This is a genomic window from Streptomyces sp. NPDC093225 (genome assembly GCF_044753805.1).
Lineage (GTDB): Bacteria > Actinomycetota > Actinomycetes > Streptomycetales > Streptomycetaceae > Streptomyces.
This window is the reverse complement of record NZ_JBIVNX010000005.1, coordinates 15,460-32,302: the sequence shown is the minus strand read 5'-3', so window position 1 is coordinate 32,302 and position 16,843 is coordinate 15,460. Positions and strand designations below refer to the sequence as shown.

The following is a 16,843-nucleotide window of genomic DNA, read 5'->3' as shown; positions in this document are numbered from 1 at the left end:
CCCGGGTGGGGGGGGGGCGGCGGCCCCGGTGGGCCCCGCCGGGGGGGGGGGCGCGCTGCGCCCCCCCCCCCCCGGGCCCCCCCCCCCCCCCCCCCGGGGCGGGGGGGGGGGCCGGGACTCGCCGGACCGGCTTGACGGCCCTCGGGCCGCACGCCTGACACCCTGTCCGTGAGCAGGTGCACTCCGCACGGACGCGGCCCGGTGGGCCGGGCCGGACCGGGCCGGGACGGGCCCGCGCCTCCCGGCCGCAGGGCAGGCAGGAGACGGCAGGGCATGAGCGACCCCCCAGGCACCGGACCCGCCCGCGGCGGCGCGGCCGAAGCGGTGCTCGACCCCGATGGCCTGGGCGTGCTCGTCCAGGTCCTGAAGCACCGCGGCCGTACGGTGATCGGTCCGACCGTGCGCGACGGCGCGATCGTCCTCGACGAGCTGGATTCGGCGGCGGCGCTGCCCTACGGGTGGGGCGTGGAGCTGGCGGCGGGCCGGTACCGGGTCCGCCGGCGCCAGGACGGGGCCGCCTTCGCGCACAGCGCGGGGCCGCAGTCGTGGAAGTCCTTCCTGCATCCCGAGCGGGTCCGCCAGTGGACCGCGGACCGGCGGCCCGACGGGGGGCTGACCGTGCGCGGGGAGGAACCCGCGGAGGTCTCGTACGCGTTCCTCGGCGTCCGCCCCTGCGACCTGCGCGCCATCCGGATCCTCGACCGGGTGCTGTCCGGGGGCCGGTACGAGGACCCCGCGTACGGGGCCCGCCGGAACGGGGCCTTCCTGATCGCGGTCGAGTGCACGGAGCCGGGCGCCACCTGCTTCTGCGTGTCGATGGGCTCGGGGCCGGCGGTGGACACCGGGTACGACCTCGCCCTGACCGAGGTGGTGGACGGCGGCGGCCATCGCTTCCTGTGCCGGAGCGGCAGCGAGGAGGGCGCCGAGGTGCTCGCGGAGCTCCCGGGCCGGGCCGCCGACGACTCCACGCGGGCCGCCGCGGGCCGCGGGGTGCGCGAGGCCGCGGACCGGATGGGCCGGTCCATGCCGGCGGGGGTGGACCTGCGGGCGCTGATGCGGGACTCGCTGGAGGCGGAGCGCTGGGACGACGTCACGTCCCGGTGCCTGAGCTGCGGCAACTGCACCATGGTCTGCCCGACCTGCTTCTGCACCACGACCGAGGACGTGACCGACCTGACCGGTGACCACGCCGAACGGTGGCGCCGCTGGGACTCCTGCTACGACCTGGACTTCTCTCTCCTGCACGGCGGCCCGGTCCGGGCCACCCCGCACAGCCGCTACCGCCAGTGGCTCACCCACAAGCTCGGTACCTGGCACGACCAGTTCGGCAGCTCGGGCTGCGTGGGGTGCGGCCGGTGCATCGTGTGGTGCCCCACCGGCATCGACCTCACCGAGGAGGTCCGCGCCCTGCACGACGAGGCCGCAGAGCCGGGGAGCCCACCGTGACGGCGGGTACGGAGGGCCCTGCGGCCGACGGCCTGCTCGCCGAACTCCCCCCAGAGGGCAGGGAGCTGCTCATGCAGCTGGCCGGGGCCGTCGTCCTGCCCGCCCGCACGCGCGTCTTCGAGGAGGGTGGGGAGGCCGACCGGTTCTGGATCATCCGGTCGGGCACCGTCGCCCTCGACGTCCACGTCCCCGGCAGGGGAAGTGCGGTCGTCGAGACGATCGGTGCGGGCGGGCTGCTCGGCTGGTCGTGGCTGTGCCCGCCCCGACAGTGGCACCTGGGCGCCGGCACCCGGGAGACGACCCTCGCCTGGGAGTTCGACGCCGCCGCGGTGCGCGACCTGTGCACCGAGCGGCCCGCCCTGGGCCTGGCCCTCGTCACCCTGGTCGCCCGGACGATCGGCGAACGCCTGCGGGCCACACGCACCCGGCTCCTCGACCTGTACGCGCCGCAGCCGGGCGGGCCCGCGCCGTGAGCCTCGTACCGCTCCCCCACCGCGTACGCGATCGCCGGGAGGAGACCCACGACGTCGTCACCCTCACCCTGGAGCCCGTCGGCGAGCCCCTGGCACCCTTCGCGCCGGGCCGGTTCGCCATGCTGTACGCGTGCGGGGTGGGCGAGGTCCCGGTCTCCGTGTCCAGGATCCACGACGGAGGCGTCCTCGGCCACACCGTACGGTCCGTCGGGCCCGTCTCGCGTGCGCTGCACGGGCTCCGGCCCGGTGCGTCGGTCGGGGTGCGCGGCCCGTTCGGCACCGGATGGGACGCGGCGGCCGCGCGCGGCGGCGACGTGCTCGTCGTGGCCGGCGGCATCGGCCTCGCCCCGCTGCGCCCGCTGATCGACGCCGTGCTGGCCGAACGGGAGGCGTACGGGCGGCTCGCCGTCCTCGCCGGCGCGAGGACCCCGGCCGACCTGCTGTACACGGAGGAGTTCGCGAACTGGCGCAGGCCGTATGCGGCCGTGACCGTGGACCGGCCCGCCGAGGGGTGGGCCGGGCGGGTCGGGGTCGTCACCGCCCTGCTCGACGAGGCTCCGTTCACACCTGTCGGGACGACCGCGTTCGTCTGCGGCCCCGAGGTCATGATCCGCGCGACCGGCCGGGCGCTCGTCCACCGGGGCGTGTCCCCGGCCCGTGTCCAGGTCTCCCTGGAGCGGAACATGCGCTGCGCCACCGGCCACTGCGGTCACTGCCAGCTCGGGCCGCTCCTGCTCTGCCGCGACGGCCCCGTCGTCGGCTACGACCAGGCCGAGTCCCTGCTCTCCGTCCGGGAACTGTGAGATGACCGCCCCCGACGCACCGCACCAGCCAGCCCGCCCGCGCCTCGCCGTCTTCAAGTTCGCGTCGTGCGACGGCTGCCAGCTCACCCTCCTCGACTGCGAGGACGAACTGCTCGGCCTCGCCTCCGAAGTGGAGATCGCCCACTTCGCGGAAGCCTCCGGAGACACTGCGCCCGGCCCGTACGACCTCGTGCTCGTCGAGGGATCGGTCAGCACCCCCGAACACCTGGACCGGATCCGGCGCATCCGCGCCGAGGCCCGCCACCTGGTCACCATCGGCGCGTGCGCCACCGCCGGCGGCGTCCAGGCACTGCGCGACTACGCACACGTCGAGGAGTACCTCGCGACCGTCTACGCCCGCCCCGACTACATCGCCACCCTCGCCACCTCCACGCCCGTCTCCGCCCACGTGCCCGTCGACTTCGAACTGCGCGGCTGCCCCATCGACCGCGGCCAGCTCCTGGAGGTGATCACCGCGTTCCTCGCCGGCCGCAAACCCGGCATCCCGAACCACAGCGTCTGCTTCGCCTGCAAGCGGCGCGGCAACGTCTGCGTCACCGTCGCCCACGGCACACCCTGTCTCGGCCCCGTCACCCACGCCGGCTGCGGCGCCCTGTGCCCGACCTACGGACGCGGCTGCTACGGCTGCTTCGGACCGGCCGGCACCACCAACCTCCCCGCCCTGGTCCCGCTGCTGCGCCGGGACGGCATGGACGACGAGGACGTCGGCAGGTTCCTGCACACCTACAACACCACGGCGTTCACCGCGGTGGAGGACCAGGGGCCCGGCGCGACGGACGCGGAAGGAACCGGATGAGCGAGCCGGCGCCCCGCTCCCGGACCCTGCGCATCCCCGCCCTCACCCGCGTCGAAGGCGAAACCGCCCTCCACCTGCGGATCCAGGACGGCACGGTCACCGAGGCACGCCTGGCGATCTACGAACCGCCCCGGTTCTTCGAGGCGTTCCTCCGCGGCCGGGCCCACACCGAGCCCCCCGACCTGACCTCGCGCGTCTGCGGCATCTGCCCCGTCGCTTACCAGATGAGCGCCTGCCGGGCGATCGAGGACGCGTGCGGCGTCACCGTCGACGGGCAGCTGGCGGCCCTGCGGCGGCTGCTGTACTGCGGCGAGTGGATCGAGAGCCAGACCCTGCACATCCACCTGCTGCACGCCCCGGACTTCCTCGGCCACGACGACGTGATCGGGCTGTCCCGCACCCACCGGGAGCACGTCGAACGCGGACTGCGCCTGAAGCAGACCGGGAACGCGGTGGTCGAACTGCTCGGCGGCCGGGCGATCCACCCCGTCAACGTCCGCCTCGGCGGCTTCCACCGCACCCCCACCCGCGCCGAACTCCGCCCCCTCGCCGAGCGGTTGCGCACCGCCCTCGACGACGCCTGGGACACGGTGCGCTGGGTCGCCGGCTTCGACTTCCCCGACGCCGCCTGCGAGGCGGACCTGTTCGCCCTCGCCGAGCCCGCCACGTACGCCATCGAGTCCGGCGTCCCCACCGTGCTCCGGCACGGCGGACCCCTGGTGGCGCGCGGTTTCCCCCTGCGGGACTTCTGCGACCACGTCGCCGAGGAACAGGTCCCGTACTCCACGGCCCTGCACTCCCGGCTGGACGGCCGCCGGCACCTGACCGGTTCGCTGGCCCGCTGGGCGATCAGCGGACACCTGCTCTCCCCGACGGCCCTGCAGGCGGCCCGGGAAGCCGGGCTGGGCAGTCCTCCGCTGCTCGCCGGAGCGGCGGGCGCCGGGAAGGCCCGCGACTTCAGAAACCCGTACCGGAGCGTCCTCGTGCGGGCTGTGGAGGTCCTCTACGCGGTCGAGGAGTCGCTCCGCATCATCGACGCGTACGAGCCCCCGGGCCGTCCGTACGTGGAGGTGCCGGCCCGCGCGGGCACCGGGCACGGCGCCACCGAAGCCCCGCGCGGCCTGCTCTACGACCGCTACGCGCTCGACGGCTCCGGCCGCGTCACCGACGCCCGCCTCGTCCCGCCGACCTCACAGAACCAGGGCGCCATCGAGGACGACCTGCGCCGCATCGTCCAGGCCGGCCTCGACCGCGGGGAGGACTCCGAAGCCGGCCTCAAGCACCTGTGCGAACGCGCCGTCCGCAACCACGACCCGTGCATCTCCTGCTCGGCCCACTTCCTGGACCTGGACATCGACCGGACGCGGCACGTCGACCCCGGTGGACGGGGGCCGGGGTGAAACGTCGGATCACTCCTGCGGCGCGTCCGACCGTACGATCGTCACCGGGCACGGGGCGTGGAGCGCCACCTGCTGGCTCACGGAACCCAGCAGCGCCCGACGGAACCCGCCGCGGCCGCGACTGCCCACGAGTCCGGCGTAGCGCACCGCCCAGCGCAGCGCGGCCTGGGACGAGGACGAACCGTCGACTCCCACGACGATCCGCGGGCCCCTTACTGCGTGTCCATGCAGCCATGCGGATGTGCCCCCTATACGCCGTTCGCGTCGCCTCGACCGCGGCGCGCCCACCCCCGCGACGGCGTCGTGCGACCATGCCGGCGGCCGTGCGCCGCGCGGGTCAGCGGCCCGTGGCGCGCTGCCAGGCGCGGTAGGCGGTGACGGCGGTGGGGAGGGTGGGGTAGAGACGGTCCGCGCCGACGCTCGCGGTGAGGCCGTACGCGTCGAGAGGGGTGCGCAGGTCGCGTTTGACGCGTGCGAGTGCGAAGACGAGGCCGCGGCCGACCAGTTCGGAGCGCAGGGCCTCGACGGCGTCCAGGGCTGTGATGTCGACCTCGACGTTGGCCTCGGTGTTCAGGACGAACCAGTGGACCGGGTCGTCCTGCGCGTCGACGGCCGCCAGTGCCCGGCGGTGGAAGTCCTCGGCGTTGGCGAAGAACAGCGGGGAGTCGTAGCGGTAGATGAGCAGCCCCGGGACGGTGCGGGCGGCCGGGTAGTCGTCGATGTCGTGCATGCCCGCCAGGCCCGGTACGACGCCCAGGACGGCATCGTGCGGACGGGCGACCCGGGACAGCAGTTCGACCACCGACAGGGCGATGGCGACCAGGACGCCGTAGAGGATGCCCAGGGCGAGGACGCCGAGGGTGCAGCCGAGGGCGAGGAGCAGTTCGCGACGCCGGAAGGCGGCGAGCCGGCGGAACTCGCCGACCTCCACCAGGCGCACGGCGGCGTACACCACGATGGCGCCCAGGGCGGCGGACGGGGTGTGGGCCAGCAGCGGGCCGAGGAGGAGGAGCACGGCCGCCACGCAGGCGGCGCCGACGAGGGAGTACCCCTGGGTGCGGGCCCGCGCCGAGGCCGCGAGGGCGGTGCGGCTCGCGCTGCTGCTGACCGGGAAGCCGTACAGGAGGCCCGCACCGAGGTTGGCGCTGCCGAGGGCGAGGAGCTCCCGGTTGGCGTCCAGGGGGTGGGGGTCGTCCGGGCGGGCGAAGGCGCGGGCGGTGAGGACGACGTCCGTGTAGCCCACCAGGAGGACGCCCAGGGCGGGCGGGACGAGGTGCACGAGGTCGTCCGGGCGGGGCAGGGCGAAGCCCGGCAGGCCGGTCGGTACGGCTCCGGTGACGTCGATTCCGTACCGGTCGTCGAGGTCGAACGCCGCCACCGCGGCCGTGGCGAGGACGAGGACGAGGAGCGGTGCCGGCAGGGGTCGCCACAGCAGGGGCAGGGCGAACAGCAGGAGGAGGCAGCACGCCGCCAGGACGGCGGTCGGCCGGTGGACCTCGTCGAGGTGCCGGAGCGTCGAGAGCAGGCGGGGGAAGAATCCGGTTCCGGTGCTCGGGACGCCCGTGAGGCGGGACAGCTGGTCCGCGATCATGATGAAGGCGACTCCGGCGAGGTAGCCGACCAGGACGGGCCGGGACAGGAGGTCGGCCAGGAAGCCCAGCCGGACGGCCCACGCGACGAGGGCGAGCAGGCCGACCACGGCAGCGAGTGCCGCCGCCAGTACCGCGTACCGGGCAGGGGCGCCGGCGGCCAGCGGGCCGATCGCCACGGCCGTCATCAGGGCCGTCGTCGACTCCGGTCCGACGGACAGCAACCGTGACGATCCGGTGACCGCGTAGAGCACCATGGCCGGAAGGGCGGCCCACAGGCCCGCGACCGGAGGGAGCCCGGCGACCCCCGCGTACGCCATGACCTGGGGTACGAGGTAGGCGGCGACGGTGATTCCGGCCAGAACGTCGCCGCGCAGCCAGTCGGGGCGGTAGCCGCGGAAGGCGAGCGGGGCCACGGCGGTCCGGCCGTGCTTCGACATGACGCCTCCGGGGACGGCCTGCGGGCGTGTGCCGCACCATCGTGCCGCGCGGAGGGCGAGGGGGAGGAGCAAGCGCGCCTGGGGCCACGCGGTGGTGCGGAGGCGGAAGCCGGTGACAAGCTCGTACGGGCGTACGGGCGTACGGGCTCGACGCGGCCCGCGTACGGGCGGTCACCCGAGGGGCACGACCGCGACCGGGCACGGTGCGTGGTGCAGCACCGCGTGCGCCACCGAGCCGATCCTGGTTCCGACGGCGCTCCTGCGGGCCCGACGACCGACGACGACCAGTCCCGCCCCGGCCGCGGCCGACAGCAGGACCTGCCCGCCACTGCCCATCTCGACGTGCTCCACCACGGCGACGTCGGGGTACTTGGCGCGCCACGGCTCCACGGCTTGGCGCAGCGCCGCCCTCTCGTACGGTTCCAGGCCGCCGGCCTGGTCGACCAGGTACAGCGAGCCGGGGCTGTAGGCGTACAGGCTCGGCAGCGCCCAGGCACGGACCGCCCGTACGGCCACGCCGCGCGCGGCGGCCGTCTCGAAGGCGAACCCGAGCACGTCGTGGCTGTCCTCGACCCCGCCCTGCTGGCCGACCACGACCTCGCCGTTCTGGCGCGCCGGCTCCTGACCGTACGTCGCACGGACCGCGACCACGGGGCGCCGCGACTCGGCGATCACCTGCTGGCCGTACGAGCCCAGGAGGAAGCCGGCCAGGGCGCCGTGGCCACGACTGCCCACGGCAAGCATCTCCGCCGCCCCGGCCGCGCGCAGCAGGGCAGGGACCGGGACGTCCTGGACGACCTCGGCGGTGACGGCCAGTTCCGGGTGCCGCGCGGCGAGTTCGTCCACCGCCTCGCCCAGGACGTCCTCGGCCCGGCGCGCCTCCGCGTCCCGGTCCTGGACCACCGGGAGGGCGAGCGGCTGCCAGAGCCAGGCGTGGACCAGGTGCACGCCCACCCGGCGCCGGACCGCCTCGTCGGCCGCCCAGCGGGCGGCTTGCAGGCTCTCGTCGGAGCCGTCCACTCCCACGGCGATGACAGGTGTCACGGGTCTGCCCTCCATAACGGTGCGGCTGCTGGGCCCGGCGGCCCTGGGGAGGCCGCCGGCATCCAGCTTCGCGCGTCGCGGGGCGGCCTCCCCAGGGCCGACGGTCCCGCTCCGCGGGCCGGTCCGCCCCTGCCCTCCCGGGAGGCCGGTCCTCGTCAGGTCCGGCGGTCGCCCTGCGCCGTCGGCCGCGCCGACCGGATCCGGTCCGTCGGTGCGCTGGTGCGGTGGTGCAGGTGCTTGATGCGGGCGTCGGGGCCGGGGAAGAAGACGCTGGTGCGCCCGGTGTCCGACCAGCGGACGTCGTAGGGCGGGGTGCCGTCGGGGTGGTGCAGGGCGATCACCTCGCCGTCCCGGCCGGGCGAGCCGACGGTCGGGCCGCCGATGACGATCTGGTCGCCGACCTCGGCGTGCAGGGTCACGTACTCGGGAGCCATGGCGTTCATGGTCACGTCTTCCTTCGGAATGCGGCCCGCAGAAGCCGGGCGGCGGTGGATCCCGCGAGGACGGCTGCCGCCGCGAGGCCGAATCCGGCCCGTCCCACGGGCCGGGTGTCGAGCAGGGTCTGGAGGGGCGGCAGGTAGAGGGCGGCGGCCGCCAGCAGGGCGGAGGCCGCCACGGAGGCGGGCAGGAACGGGTTCGCGCGCGTCAGGAGCCGCGCGCGCAGGCCCAGGGCGACGCCGAGCTGCCCGCCGAGCAGGGCGAGGAACAGCGGCAGCGGGTCGCGCGGGTCGAGGTCCGCCCCGGGGACGGTGCCCGTGGCGGGCGTCGCGGTCCCCCGGACGCGCCCGGCCGCAGGTCTCAGTCATCGCCGGCACCCGGTCCGGGGCGGAGCCGGCCGGTCCACAGCGGCTCGACCTGCTCCCACTCCCGGTCCCAGTCGCGCAGGACGCCCGCTTCCACGCGGCGGAGCCGCACGTGGACGGCCGCTCCGGTGCACAGGGCCGTCAGGGCGCAGACGCTCGCGCCGACGCCGGCCGCGTCCAGGTCGATGTCGGTGGCGGAGGACGGGCGGGGGACCGCCGCGCCCTCGTCGTCGACCCACAGCGGGACCCGGTCGTGGGCGTGCGTACGGGACGCCACGGGGATGGTCCCGGTGTGCTCGGCTCCGGCCGGGTACTGCCACGTGGCATGCGCCGTCGTGCCGAGGACACCGAAGCGGGTGGGACCGATCAGGGTCGGTTCCGCGGTGATGGTGGCCGTCACCCGGTGGCGGTGGCGGGCCTGCTCCTGCGTGCTGCGGGTGTCGGCGGCCCGTACGGTCAGGGCGGCCAGGACGCCCGCGATCACGGCGAGGACGCAGGCCAGCGCGAAGGCGGCGTGCCAGCGGGTGCGGGTGCGGTCGGCGGCCCGGCGCAGCGGATCGCCGACCGAACGGGTCTTCCGGTGGGACATCACGCGCCTCCGCGCTGGAGCCGGCGCCGTTCAGGCGGCGGCGAGTTCCTCGCTGATGTGGTGGGCCCAGGTGTGGATCCGCTCGGGGTTGCGGAAGTCGCCGCCCTTGCCCTGGCGGACCATGGCCTTGGCGATGAAGCCCGGCGTGCTGTCGGTGACGCTGCCGCCGAAGGTCATGTGCTCGCGGGCGCCCAGCCGTTCCATCTGCCGGGCCACGGCCTTGACCGGCGGGATCTCGCGCTGCTCGGCGGAGCTGTCGACCGGACCGCTGCTGAACAGCCAGACGGGGCGGTCCTTGAGGTACTGCGCGTTGCGTTCCGCGCAGCGCTTGGCCTTGCCGCTCCAGTGCCCCGCGTACAGGGCGCCGCCGAGCACGACGGCGTCGAAGCTGCGCACGTCGGCCACGTCCTCGGCGGGCAGGACGACCGCGTCGAGGCCGTCCTCGCGGAGGGTCTTGCCGATCTCCTCGGCGATCCCGGCGGTCGCGCCGTGCTTGGTGCCGTAGGCGACCAGGACCCGCTTGTTGTCCATGGCGTTCCTCCCTTGTCGTGGGTACCGCCAGACCCTCGTAGTCCGGGACTCCGGGCGGTGACCACCGCGGTCTCCTCCAATCTGTTCCGGCACGGACCCGAGGCGCTTGGGCCGTCGGGTCCCCGGAGGGGGCCGTTCGGCCCTCCTCCGGGTGCTCGGCCCGGGCGTGCCCGGACACACCGACGTGCGGTCCGGGGGCTTGACGCCTCGGCGGCCGCGACGTGTGGGGCCGGTCGGGATCCTCCCGCCCCGGCCGCGGGGTGGGACGGTGGAGATCGGAGCAGCCCGTCCCCGGAAGGAGGGCTCCGGCCATGTCCGAGCCGACCCCCGCCCCGACCGCCGCGCACACCCGGCCCGCCCTCCTGCGGTTCCTCGGCGGCGTGCGGACGGTCACGGGCAGCAAGTTCCTCGTCGAGAGCGACCACGCCCGCCTCCTCGTCGACTGCGGCCCCTTCCAAGGTGTCGCTGACCTGCGCCGCCGGAACCGGGAGAAGCCGGGTGTCGACGCCTCCGACATCCACGCCGTCGTCGTCACCCACGCCCACCCGGCGGCGCGCCCGACCTGCGGCATGCACGGCGGCGACCGGAACCGGCGCCGCGCTACGGCGCCAGGTCCCTCCTGCGCAGCAGCACCACGGCCAGGGCCAGCCCTGCCGCCCCGACACCGGCCAGGACGCCGAGCTCCGGCCAGAGCACCTGCCCGCGGGCCAGTGCGTCCCCCGGCGTGTAGTAGTGGAACGGGCTGACGTAGCGCAGCGGGGCCGCCGGCGACCAGGCGAGGGCGATGAAGTTCACCGCGAACCCCACGGCCCCGACGGCGATCGTCGCGCCCACCACCTGGGACCTCCGCCGGCCCCCCGCGGACACGGCCAGCGCCGGCCCCGCCAGACACAGCGCGAAGGCGCACCCCATGACCCCCGCGGCGAACACCCCGCCCACCGGGACTTCGCGATGGATCGCCGGGCACAGCCGGACGCCCAGCGCGACCGTCACCGTCGCCGCGGCGTTCAGGGCCAGCACGGCGAGCCCCAGCGCGGCCGCCCGCTCGGCCAGCAGCCGGTCGCGGCTCACCGGCCGCGCCATCACCAGCTCGATCGTGCCGCTCTCCACCTCGCCGGCGACGGCCGCCGCGGCCAGCGAACCGATGGCCGTGAGCTGCATGGCGATCCAGAACGGATGGACCAGCCCCGCTCCCAGCAGCCCGGGGAAGCTGGCGAGGGACACGTCCCCGCCGGAGCCGCTGAAGGCCCGGAACGCCGACGGGGGGCCCTTCCCGGCCCCCGAGAAGAGCTGCCCCGGCGCGAAGGTGTTGGCGACCACCACGATCAGCGTCTCGAACAGCACCATGCCCACGACCAGCACCGCCAGCATCCGCCGGCGGCGGTGCAGCGCCAGCCACATCAGGGGCCACCGCTCGCGCGGGCTCACGCCCGCTCCCCCGTCCCGGGACCGTTCCCCGTCCCCGTCCCCGTCACGGTCCCGGGCGTCCCGCTACCGGCCGACCGGTAGAGGTCCAGGAACGCCTCGTCGAGCCCTGCCTCCTCCACCCCGACGTCCACCACCCCGAGCGCGAGCAGCTCCCGCAACGTCGGGACGACCTCGCCGGGCGGCACCAGGAGCTCGGCACGCTCCCCCGCCCACCGCGGCCCCCACCGGTCGGCGGCGCCGAGCGGCCGCGGGCCGCGGCCGTCGCCGAACACGACCCGGATCCGGCGGGCCCGCGCCTCCCGCAGCGCGGCCACGCTCTGCACGGTGACCAGGCGGCCGGCCCGTACGATCGCCACCCGGCCGCAGGTCCGCTGCACCTCCGGCAGGACGTGGCTGGACAGCAGCACGGTCCGCTCCGCGGCCGCGGCCTCGCCCAGCAGCTCGAAGAACGTCTCCTGCACCAGCGGATCGAGGCCCTCGGTCGGCTCGTCGAGGACCACCAGTCGCGGGTCGTGCTGGAACGCCTGGACCAGCCCGAGCTTCTGCTTCGTTCCGCGCGAGTACGTGCCCACGGCCCGCCGCAGGACCCCGGCGGTCAGGTCGAGCCGCTCGCACAGCTCGCCGCGCCGCTCCGCGGGAACCCCCTGGAGGGCGGCCAGGTAGTCCAGCGTCTGCGCACCGGTCAGCTCGGGGTAGAGCCGCAGCTCACCGGGCAGGTAACCGGTCATGGGCGCGACGCGCCGGTGCTCGGCGACCGGATCCGCCCCCAGCACCCGGACCCGCCCCCGGGTCGGGCGCAGCAGCCCCACCAGGCACCGCAGCGTCGTGGTCTTGCCCGCCCCGTTGGGCCCGAGGAACCCGAACACCTCCCCGGTCCGTACCTCCAGGCTCAGCCCCTCCACCCCGACGACCCGCCCGTACAGCTTGGTCAGCCCGGCCAGTTCGATGGCCCGCCCGTCACCCACGATCTCAGTCTGTCCTCCTGCGGCGCCGTGCGCCCGGGAGCCGCGCCGCGAGTCCGCCCCGGGCCGCACCGCCCGCTGTCCGGTCGGGGGCCTGTCGCATAATCATCGGATGGACAGCACCTCCATCCGGGACTCCTACGACGCGGTCGCGGACGTGTACGCACAGGGCTTCACTGCGGATCTGGCCTCCAAGCCGCTGGACCGGGCCATGCTGACGGCGTTCGCCGAGCAGGTTCCGAAGGAGGGCCCGGTGGCCGACGTGGGGTGCGGGCCGGCTCAGGTGGCGTGCTTCCTGGCCGATCTCGGCGTTCCGGTCCTGGGCCTGGACGTGTCGCCGGGCATGGTGGAGGTGGCCCGGACGCGCCGGCCCGACCTGGACGTGCGGGTCGGGTCGATGCTCGACCTGCCCTTGGGCGACGGGGAACTGGCCGGAGTGGTGGCGTTCTACTCGCTGATCCATCTCCAGGTGGAAGAGCGCACGTCGGCCTACGAGGAGTTCGCCCGGGTGCTGCGGCCGGGCGGCCTCGTCCTCGCCGCCTTCCACGCGGGCCAGGAGATCCGGCACCTGGACTCGTGGTTCGACCACCCGGTCGCGCTCGACTTCTTCGCCCTGCGGCCCGACGAGGTGGCCGCGGGCCTCACCGCTGCCGGGTTCTCGATCGAGGCGACGCTGATGCGAGGACCGTATCCGGGTGAGGCGGACACGGAGCGCGCGTACCTCCTGGCCCGCAGGCTGGGGTGACATGAACCGGGCCCTCACCGGCCACGTGGACCGGACCGACGACACGCCGCCCTCGGACTCGCCCGCGGAGCACCGGCGGTTCGCCGGTCACCTGAGGCGGTTGCGGCGGGTGGGCGAGGCAGAGGAGATCGGCTGCCTCGTCGAGGTGCTCGCCGATCCCGATCCCACGATGGCGCGGTCCGCGGTGCTGCGGCACGTGGACCGGCGGGCGGCGGAGCTGTACCGCGGCGGCGCCTTCGCGACATGGGCCGAAGCCGTGGGGCGGGCTTGCGCCGGGCATCCGGTCGTCCTGCGGCGCCTGCGGGAGTGGATCCTCTTCCGGTCCGCGGCGCTGGACGGGGCGTGGCGGGCGGACGCGCTGGCCGAAGCCTCCGACTGGCTCCAGTACAAGGTGGCCGCGGAGTCGGGCACCGCCGACGCCCTCGAGTTCCTCGCAGTGCAGGGACGTACCAGGCGGATCCGCCACGCCGCCGCAGCGGCGCTCCGACTGGTTCCGGACCGTCCCCGCTGACGGTCCGGGCCGGACGGCGCGGGCCGGCGGGCCGCCTTTCCCGCCCCGCCCTGCGTGCTGGGCCGGGCGGGGCGGGGCCGGGCGAGCCAGCGCCTACAAGGTGCCCGACCGGCTCGTGGCGACAGGGTGCGGGGCGGCCGCGGGTGGATCGGCGAGGGCTCCGCGGACGAAGCGCAGGGAGTACAGGGCGACGAAGGCGGCGGCGATGCCGACGAGGAGGTAGAGGCTCCACTTCGTGGCCTGGGTGGCGTCGGCCGCGATCGTCAGGACCACGATCGTCGCGAGCTGGCCGTAGACGCCGAACAGCGTGGCGAGGGCGGCGATGACCAGGCCCCACCCGTGGGCGACGGGGGCGAACGCGTGCACGGTCTCCCCGGCGGCGTTCGTCCGCTCCGGCCAGCCCCAGTAGCACGAGGCGGAGTAGACGATCGGAGCGAAGAGGATCAGTCCCGCGTACAGGAGGTTCATGCCGAGGAAGCGTCCGAGCGACACGCCGGGCAGCCAGTCGTCCAGGAAGCCGGTGGTGGTGAGCACCGTGCCCAGCACCGCGCCCAGCGCGGTGATGTTCGTCAGCCAGCTGTCCTTGACCGACCACGGCGAGTCGATGCCGTGCATGGGGCTCTTCCACCAGTCGGTGCGCGGCTGGCCGAACATCTCCGCGGGCACGAGCATCAGGAGGCCGGTCACGGCGGCGAGCGCGGCCGCGGTGAACAGCCCTGCCGCGTACCCGGGCTCTTCCTCCTGGCCCTTGACGAGGGTGAAGCGCATCGTCGCCGGGGTGACGGCGGCGGCCGGCGGCGCGCCGCGGGCGGTGAGGACCAGGGTGCCCTCACGGCCGACGCACTGCTCGGGCACGGTGACGTCGAACGCCACCGCCTCGGCCCCGTGTGCCGGGACCGTCAGGGCACCGCCCGCGGCCGAGGCCCCGGCGGCACCCTTCGCCGTGCAGGTGCGGTCGTCGTCGTCACCTCGTGCGTCCAGGTACACGGCCGGCACCGACGCGACGGCGGTCGCGCCGGAGTTGACGAGCACGACCCGCAGCGGGCCGTGCATGCGGTGGGGCCGGCCCGCGGAGGCGTCCAGCTCGACCTGCGCCGCCTCCGCGCCGGTGATCGACAGTCCGTCGTCCGCGGCCGCCGCGGTGGGCAGGGCCAGCACGCCGCAGACCGCCGCCACCACTGCCGGCAGCCCCCACACCGCCCGCCGGCTCCAGGAGTCCTTCCCAGCACTGTTCATGGCCCCGTACGCAAGCGCACGCAGGGTCCCGGGCGCACGGGAACCGCCGAGCGACGCCGGGCTCGTGCCACAACATCACCCGGACGCCGGGCGCGTGCGCCGCCACGTCACTCTCGGACGCCTGGCACGACCGACGCGGACGCCACCGACGCCTGATCGGAAGGCACGCCCGCGGCCGCGGGCGGTGCGGGACGCGGGCCGCTTCCCGGGATGAGGGCGGTCCGGCCGCCGGCGACGCCGGGAAGCCGCTGCTCAGGCGTGGTGGGCGGCGTTCCGGGACGCGGACGGGCGTTCCACGGGACACCTGGGACGGCGGGATGCCGGTGTGGGCGTCCTACTGTTCCGACTGTCCGGCAGTGGCCCGTCGGGGCCCACCGGACCGTTCCCGTCCCTCCTCCTTCGGAAGGCTCCAGTCGCCGTGTTCAAGAAGAACGTCAGCCGCGTCGCCGTCGCCCTCGCCACCGCGGGCCTGAGCGTCCTCGCCCTGTCCGGAAGCGCGCAGGCCCGGCAGGGTGCGCCGTGGATCGGGTACGGCCAGGCCAACACCTACAACGGAGTCTGGTGCGTCCAGCACCAGCTGAACTACGCGTTCGCCCACAACTGGTCGTGGCGCCCGTACCACGGGCAGATCACCCAGGACGGAAAGTTCGGCCCGCAGACGGACGAGGCGATCCGGTTCTTCCAGAACGTGATGCTCGGACGCACCAAGGTCGACGGCATCGTCGGCCCCGAGACCGGTTACAACCTCCTGTGGGAGGGCGACCCGGACTACGGCTACGACGAGAAGGTCACCAACGCCGGGTGGTGCAACGAGTACATCCCCAGCATGGTCTGAAGCCGGCCGGTCGCGTAAGCCGTTCGGCGCCGGCGCCGGCCGGGCGGCAGACTGGGCGGGTGACCATGTACGGATCGACGCACCGCGTGCCCGGACCGGGCCGCTACGGCCGCCTGCGCGTCCAGACGGACGACCTCTCCCCCGCGGACTGGCTGACCGAACGGCGCCCGGGGCACGGCGACTTCGGCACCGTGGCCGGGGTGTCCGCCCCCGGCTTCCCCGCGTACGCGCGCATCCTGCACCCGGCGCACCTCGGCGAGCGGCCGGTGCGCTGGGAGGTCGTCGGGGCCGCGTACGGGCGCACTCCGGCCGGCGGTACGCGCTGGCACGAACTCCTCGGCGTCTCCCGGGACGAGTCGTACGGTGAGCTGTCCCTGCCGGGCGTCTGGGACGAGTGGCCGGGCGAGGGGCCGACGCCGCCGGACGTGGCCCGCGCCCTCGTCCGCGTCCTGGCCGGGCACACCGCCGCGCCCGACCGGTGCTGGTACGCGCTGTGGGACGGCTACGGGCGCCGGGACTGGGGCGCGGTGCCGCGTTTCGAGACGCCGCACCGCGACAAGGTGCTGCTGGCGGGAACGCTGGCGGACGTCACCTCGCCCCTGTCGCTCGACCCGTACGCGGAACTCCCGGACCTGTGGTGGCCCGGGGACCGCGCCTGGTGCGTGGGCGGCGACACCGATCTGAAGAGCACGTACGTGGGCGGTCCGGAGGCCCTGGTCGCGGACCTGCTCGCCGATCCGGGGCTGGAGGCGCACCGGGTGGCGGGCACGGACCCGCTCGACTAGCGGCGTTCAGCCCTTCCTGACCACGCTGGACTTCAGCTGCATGTGGCCGAGGCCGTCGATCTTGCAGTCGATGTCGTGGCCGTCGACACCGTCGACGAGGCGGATGTTGCGCACCTTGGTCCCGGCCTTGATCCCGGTCGGGTGGCCCTTGACCTTGAGGCCCTTCACGACCGTCACGGTGTCTCCGTCGGCGAGCACGTTGCCGACCGAGTCCTTGATGACCCGCTCCTCGGAGGCGGCGTCGGTGCCGGCGGACGTGCGGGCCCATTCGTGGCCGCACTCGGGGCAGACGAGCAGGGAGCCCATCTCGTAGGTGTACGCGCTGGAGCATTCGGGGCAGGAAGGAAGGTTCTCACTCACCCCACCAGTGTATTTCCTGCCCCGGCCGGGCCGGCGTGAGCGCCCG

General features: G+C 75.0%; 20 protein-coding genes and 1 pseudogene. 10 read left to right on the top strand and 11 right to left on the bottom strand.

Going from position 1 to position 16,843, the window contains the following annotated elements; all coding sequences use genetic code 11:
* Positions 1-273: 273 nt before the first annotated feature.
* The 5 genes from ACIQCH_RS07000 to ACIQCH_RS06980 are packed head-to-tail and all read left to right on the top strand — an operon-like array spanning position 274 to position 4,939.
* Positions 274-1,446, top strand: a complete 1,173-nt coding sequence (locus ACIQCH_RS07000; RefSeq protein WP_402578760.1) for a 4Fe-4S dicluster domain-containing protein — start codon at positions 274-276, stop codon at positions 1,444-1,446.
* Positions 1,443-1,919, top strand: a complete 477-nt coding sequence (locus ACIQCH_RS06995; RefSeq protein ID WP_402578758.1) for a cyclic nucleotide-binding domain-containing protein — start codon at positions 1,443-1,445, stop codon at positions 1,917-1,919. The genes ACIQCH_RS07000 and ACIQCH_RS06995 overlap by 4 nt, the downstream gene beginning before the upstream one ends.
* Positions 1,916-2,722, top strand: coding sequence for an FAD/NAD(P)-binding protein (locus ACIQCH_RS06990; protein ID WP_402578756.1), 807 nt, complete (start codon positions 1,916-1,918; stop codon positions 2,720-2,722). The genes ACIQCH_RS06995 and ACIQCH_RS06990 overlap by 4 nt, the downstream gene beginning before the upstream one ends.
* Position 2,723: 1 nt before the next feature.
* A complete protein-coding gene (locus ACIQCH_RS06985; RefSeq protein WP_402578754.1) occupies positions 2,724-3,539 on the top strand; it encodes an oxidoreductase in 816 nt (271 codons plus the stop codon).
* Positions 3,536-4,939 carry a Ni/Fe hydrogenase subunit alpha gene (locus tag ACIQCH_RS06980; RefSeq protein ID WP_402578752.1) on the top strand — a complete coding sequence of 468 codons (1,404 nt, stop codon included), beginning with the start codon at positions 3,536-3,538 and terminating at the stop codon, positions 4,937-4,939. Before ACIQCH_RS06985 ends, ACIQCH_RS06980 begins: the two co-directional genes overlap by 4 nt.
* Positions 4,940-4,948: 9 nt before the next feature.
* Here the strand turns inward: ACIQCH_RS06980 and ACIQCH_RS06975 are convergent, their stop codons facing one another.
* From ACIQCH_RS06975 to ACIQCH_RS06945, 7 genes are all read right to left on the bottom strand, one after another.
* Positions 4,949-5,140 (bottom strand): universal stress protein, encoded by a 192-nt coding sequence (locus ACIQCH_RS06975; RefSeq protein ID WP_402579153.1) that lies wholly within the window; start codon positions 5,138-5,140, stop codon positions 4,949-4,951.
* Positions 5,141-5,276: 136 nt separating this feature from the next.
* Positions 5,277-6,968, bottom strand: coding sequence for a SulP family inorganic anion transporter (locus ACIQCH_RS06970; protein ID WP_402578750.1), 1,692 nt, complete (start codon positions 6,966-6,968; stop codon positions 5,277-5,279).
* Between the two features lie 171 nt (positions 6,969-7,139).
* Positions 7,140-8,027: a universal stress protein gene (locus ACIQCH_RS06965; protein ID WP_402578748.1), complete on the bottom strand. Its 888-nt coding sequence runs from the start codon at positions 8,025-8,027 to the stop codon at positions 7,140-7,142.
* A 140-nt stretch (positions 8,028-8,167) separates the two neighbouring features.
* Complete coding sequence (locus tag ACIQCH_RS06960) at positions 8,168-8,455, bottom strand: DUF1918 domain-containing protein (protein WP_402578746.1); 288 nt, start codon at positions 8,453-8,455, stop codon at positions 8,168-8,170.
* Positions 8,456-8,457: 2 nt separating this feature from the next.
* On the bottom strand, positions 8,458-8,709 hold the full coding sequence (locus tag ACIQCH_RS06955; protein WP_402579151.1) for a hypothetical protein: 252 nt from the start codon (positions 8,707-8,709) through the stop codon (positions 8,458-8,460).
* Positions 8,710-8,810: 101 nt separating this feature from the next.
* Positions 8,811-9,404, bottom strand: a complete 594-nt coding sequence (locus ACIQCH_RS06950; RefSeq protein ID WP_402578744.1) for a hypothetical protein — start codon at positions 9,402-9,404, stop codon at positions 8,811-8,813.
* A gap of 30 nt (positions 9,405-9,434) precedes the next feature.
* Positions 9,435-9,935 (bottom strand): flavodoxin domain-containing protein, encoded by a 501-nt coding sequence (locus ACIQCH_RS06945; protein WP_402578742.1) that lies wholly within the window; start codon positions 9,933-9,935, stop codon positions 9,435-9,437.
* Between the two features lie 311 nt (positions 9,936-10,246).
* On the opposite strand from ACIQCH_RS06945, the pseudogene ACIQCH_RS06940 reads away from it, so the two are divergent.
* Positions 10,247-10,471: pseudogene (locus ACIQCH_RS06940) on the top strand (MBL fold metallo-hydrolase); the annotation flags it as partial.
* A gap of 64 nt (positions 10,472-10,535) precedes the next feature.
* Here ACIQCH_RS06940 and ACIQCH_RS06935 read toward each other — a convergent pair.
* Together ACIQCH_RS06935 and ACIQCH_RS06930 are read right to left on the bottom strand one after the other, a co-directional pair.
* On the bottom strand, positions 10,536-11,363 hold the full coding sequence (locus ACIQCH_RS06935) for an ABC transporter permease subunit (protein WP_402578740.1): 828 nt from the start codon (positions 11,361-11,363) through the stop codon (positions 10,536-10,538).
* Positions 11,360-12,328, bottom strand: a complete 969-nt coding sequence (locus tag ACIQCH_RS06930; protein WP_402578738.1) for an ABC transporter ATP-binding protein — start codon at positions 12,326-12,328, stop codon at positions 11,360-11,362. The genes ACIQCH_RS06935 and ACIQCH_RS06930 overlap by 4 nt, the downstream gene beginning before the upstream one ends.
* Before the next feature lie 109 nt (positions 12,329-12,437).
* Here ACIQCH_RS06930 and ACIQCH_RS06925 point away from each other — a divergent pair, with 109 nt between their 5' ends.
* Positions 12,438-13,070, top strand: a complete 633-nt coding sequence (locus tag ACIQCH_RS06925; protein WP_402578736.1) for a class I SAM-dependent methyltransferase — start codon at positions 12,438-12,440, stop codon at positions 13,068-13,070.
* 1 nt (position 13,071) lies between these two features.
* The gene (locus ACIQCH_RS06920) at positions 13,072-13,581 is read left to right on the top strand and encodes a hypothetical protein (protein ID WP_402578734.1); all 510 of its coding nucleotides are present in this window, start codon (positions 13,072-13,074) and stop codon (positions 13,579-13,581) included.
* Between the two features lie 93 nt (positions 13,582-13,674).
* Here the strand turns inward: ACIQCH_RS06920 and ACIQCH_RS06915 are convergent, their stop codons facing one another.
* Entirely contained in the window at positions 13,675-14,817 is a 1,143-nt protein-coding gene (locus ACIQCH_RS06915; RefSeq protein ID WP_402578732.1) for a hypothetical protein, read from the bottom strand.
* Positions 14,818-15,235: 418 nt separating this feature from the next.
* Here ACIQCH_RS06915 and ACIQCH_RS06910 point away from each other — a divergent pair, with 418 nt between their 5' ends.
* Both ACIQCH_RS06910 and ACIQCH_RS06905 read left to right on the top strand, forming a co-directional pair.
* Positions 15,236-15,652 (top strand): peptidoglycan-binding domain-containing protein, encoded by a 417-nt coding sequence (locus ACIQCH_RS06910; RefSeq protein ID WP_402578730.1) that lies wholly within the window; start codon positions 15,236-15,238, stop codon positions 15,650-15,652.
* Between the two features lie 65 nt (positions 15,653-15,717).
* Positions 15,718-16,437, top strand: coding sequence for a hypothetical protein (locus ACIQCH_RS06905; RefSeq protein ID WP_402579149.1), 720 nt, complete (start codon positions 15,718-15,720; stop codon positions 16,435-16,437).
* A 6-nt stretch (positions 16,438-16,443) separates the two neighbouring features.
* On the opposite strand, the gene ACIQCH_RS06900 is transcribed toward ACIQCH_RS06905, so the two are convergent.
* The gene (locus tag ACIQCH_RS06900) at positions 16,444-16,797 is read right to left on the bottom strand and encodes a zinc ribbon domain-containing protein YjdM (RefSeq protein WP_402578728.1); all 354 of its coding nucleotides are present in this window, start codon (positions 16,795-16,797) and stop codon (positions 16,444-16,446) included.
* Between the last annotated feature and the right edge of the window lie 46 nt (positions 16,798-16,843).

What these genes read in the sequence shown, in the direction of transcription:
- ACIQCH_RS07000 (WP_402578760.1), top strand. Translation starts at nt 274, where the DNA reads ATGAGCGACCCCCCAGGCACCGGACCCGCCCGCGGCGGCGCGGCCGAA.
- ACIQCH_RS06985 (WP_402578754.1), top strand. Translation starts at nt 2,724, where the DNA reads ATGACCGCCCCCGACGCACCGCACCAGCCAGCCCGCCCGCGCCTCGCC.
- ACIQCH_RS06980 (WP_402578752.1), top strand. Translation starts at nt 3,536, where the DNA reads ATGAGCGAGCCGGCGCCCCGCTCCCGGACCCTGCGCATCCCCGCCCTC.
- ACIQCH_RS06970 (WP_402578750.1), bottom strand. Translation starts at nt 6,968, where the DNA reads ATGTCGAAGCACGGCCGGACCGCCGTGGCCCCGCTCGCCTTCCGCGGC.
- ACIQCH_RS06965 (WP_402578748.1), bottom strand. Translation starts at nt 8,027, where the DNA reads ATGGAGGGCAGACCCGTGACACCTGTCATCGCCGTGGGAGTGGACGGC.
- ACIQCH_RS06960 (WP_402578746.1), bottom strand. Translation starts at nt 8,455, where the DNA reads ATGAACGCCATGGCTCCCGAGTACGTGACCCTGCACGCCGAGGTCGGC.
- ACIQCH_RS06950 (WP_402578744.1), bottom strand. Translation starts at nt 9,404, where the DNA reads ATGTCCCACCGGAAGACCCGTTCGGTCGGCGATCCGCTGCGCCGGGCC.
- ACIQCH_RS06945 (WP_402578742.1), bottom strand. Translation starts at nt 9,935, where the DNA reads ATGGACAACAAGCGGGTCCTGGTCGCCTACGGCACCAAGCACGGCGCG.
- ACIQCH_RS06925 (WP_402578736.1), top strand. Translation starts at nt 12,438, where the DNA reads ATGGACAGCACCTCCATCCGGGACTCCTACGACGCGGTCGCGGACGTG.
- ACIQCH_RS06920 (WP_402578734.1), top strand. Translation starts at nt 13,072, where the DNA reads ATGAACCGGGCCCTCACCGGCCACGTGGACCGGACCGACGACACGCCG.
- ACIQCH_RS06915 (WP_402578732.1), bottom strand. Translation starts at nt 14,817, where the DNA reads ATGAACAGTGCTGGGAAGGACTCCTGGAGCCGGCGGGCGGTGTGGGGG.
- ACIQCH_RS06905 (WP_402579149.1), top strand. Translation starts at nt 15,718, where the DNA reads ATGTACGGATCGACGCACCGCGTGCCCGGACCGGGCCGCTACGGCCGC.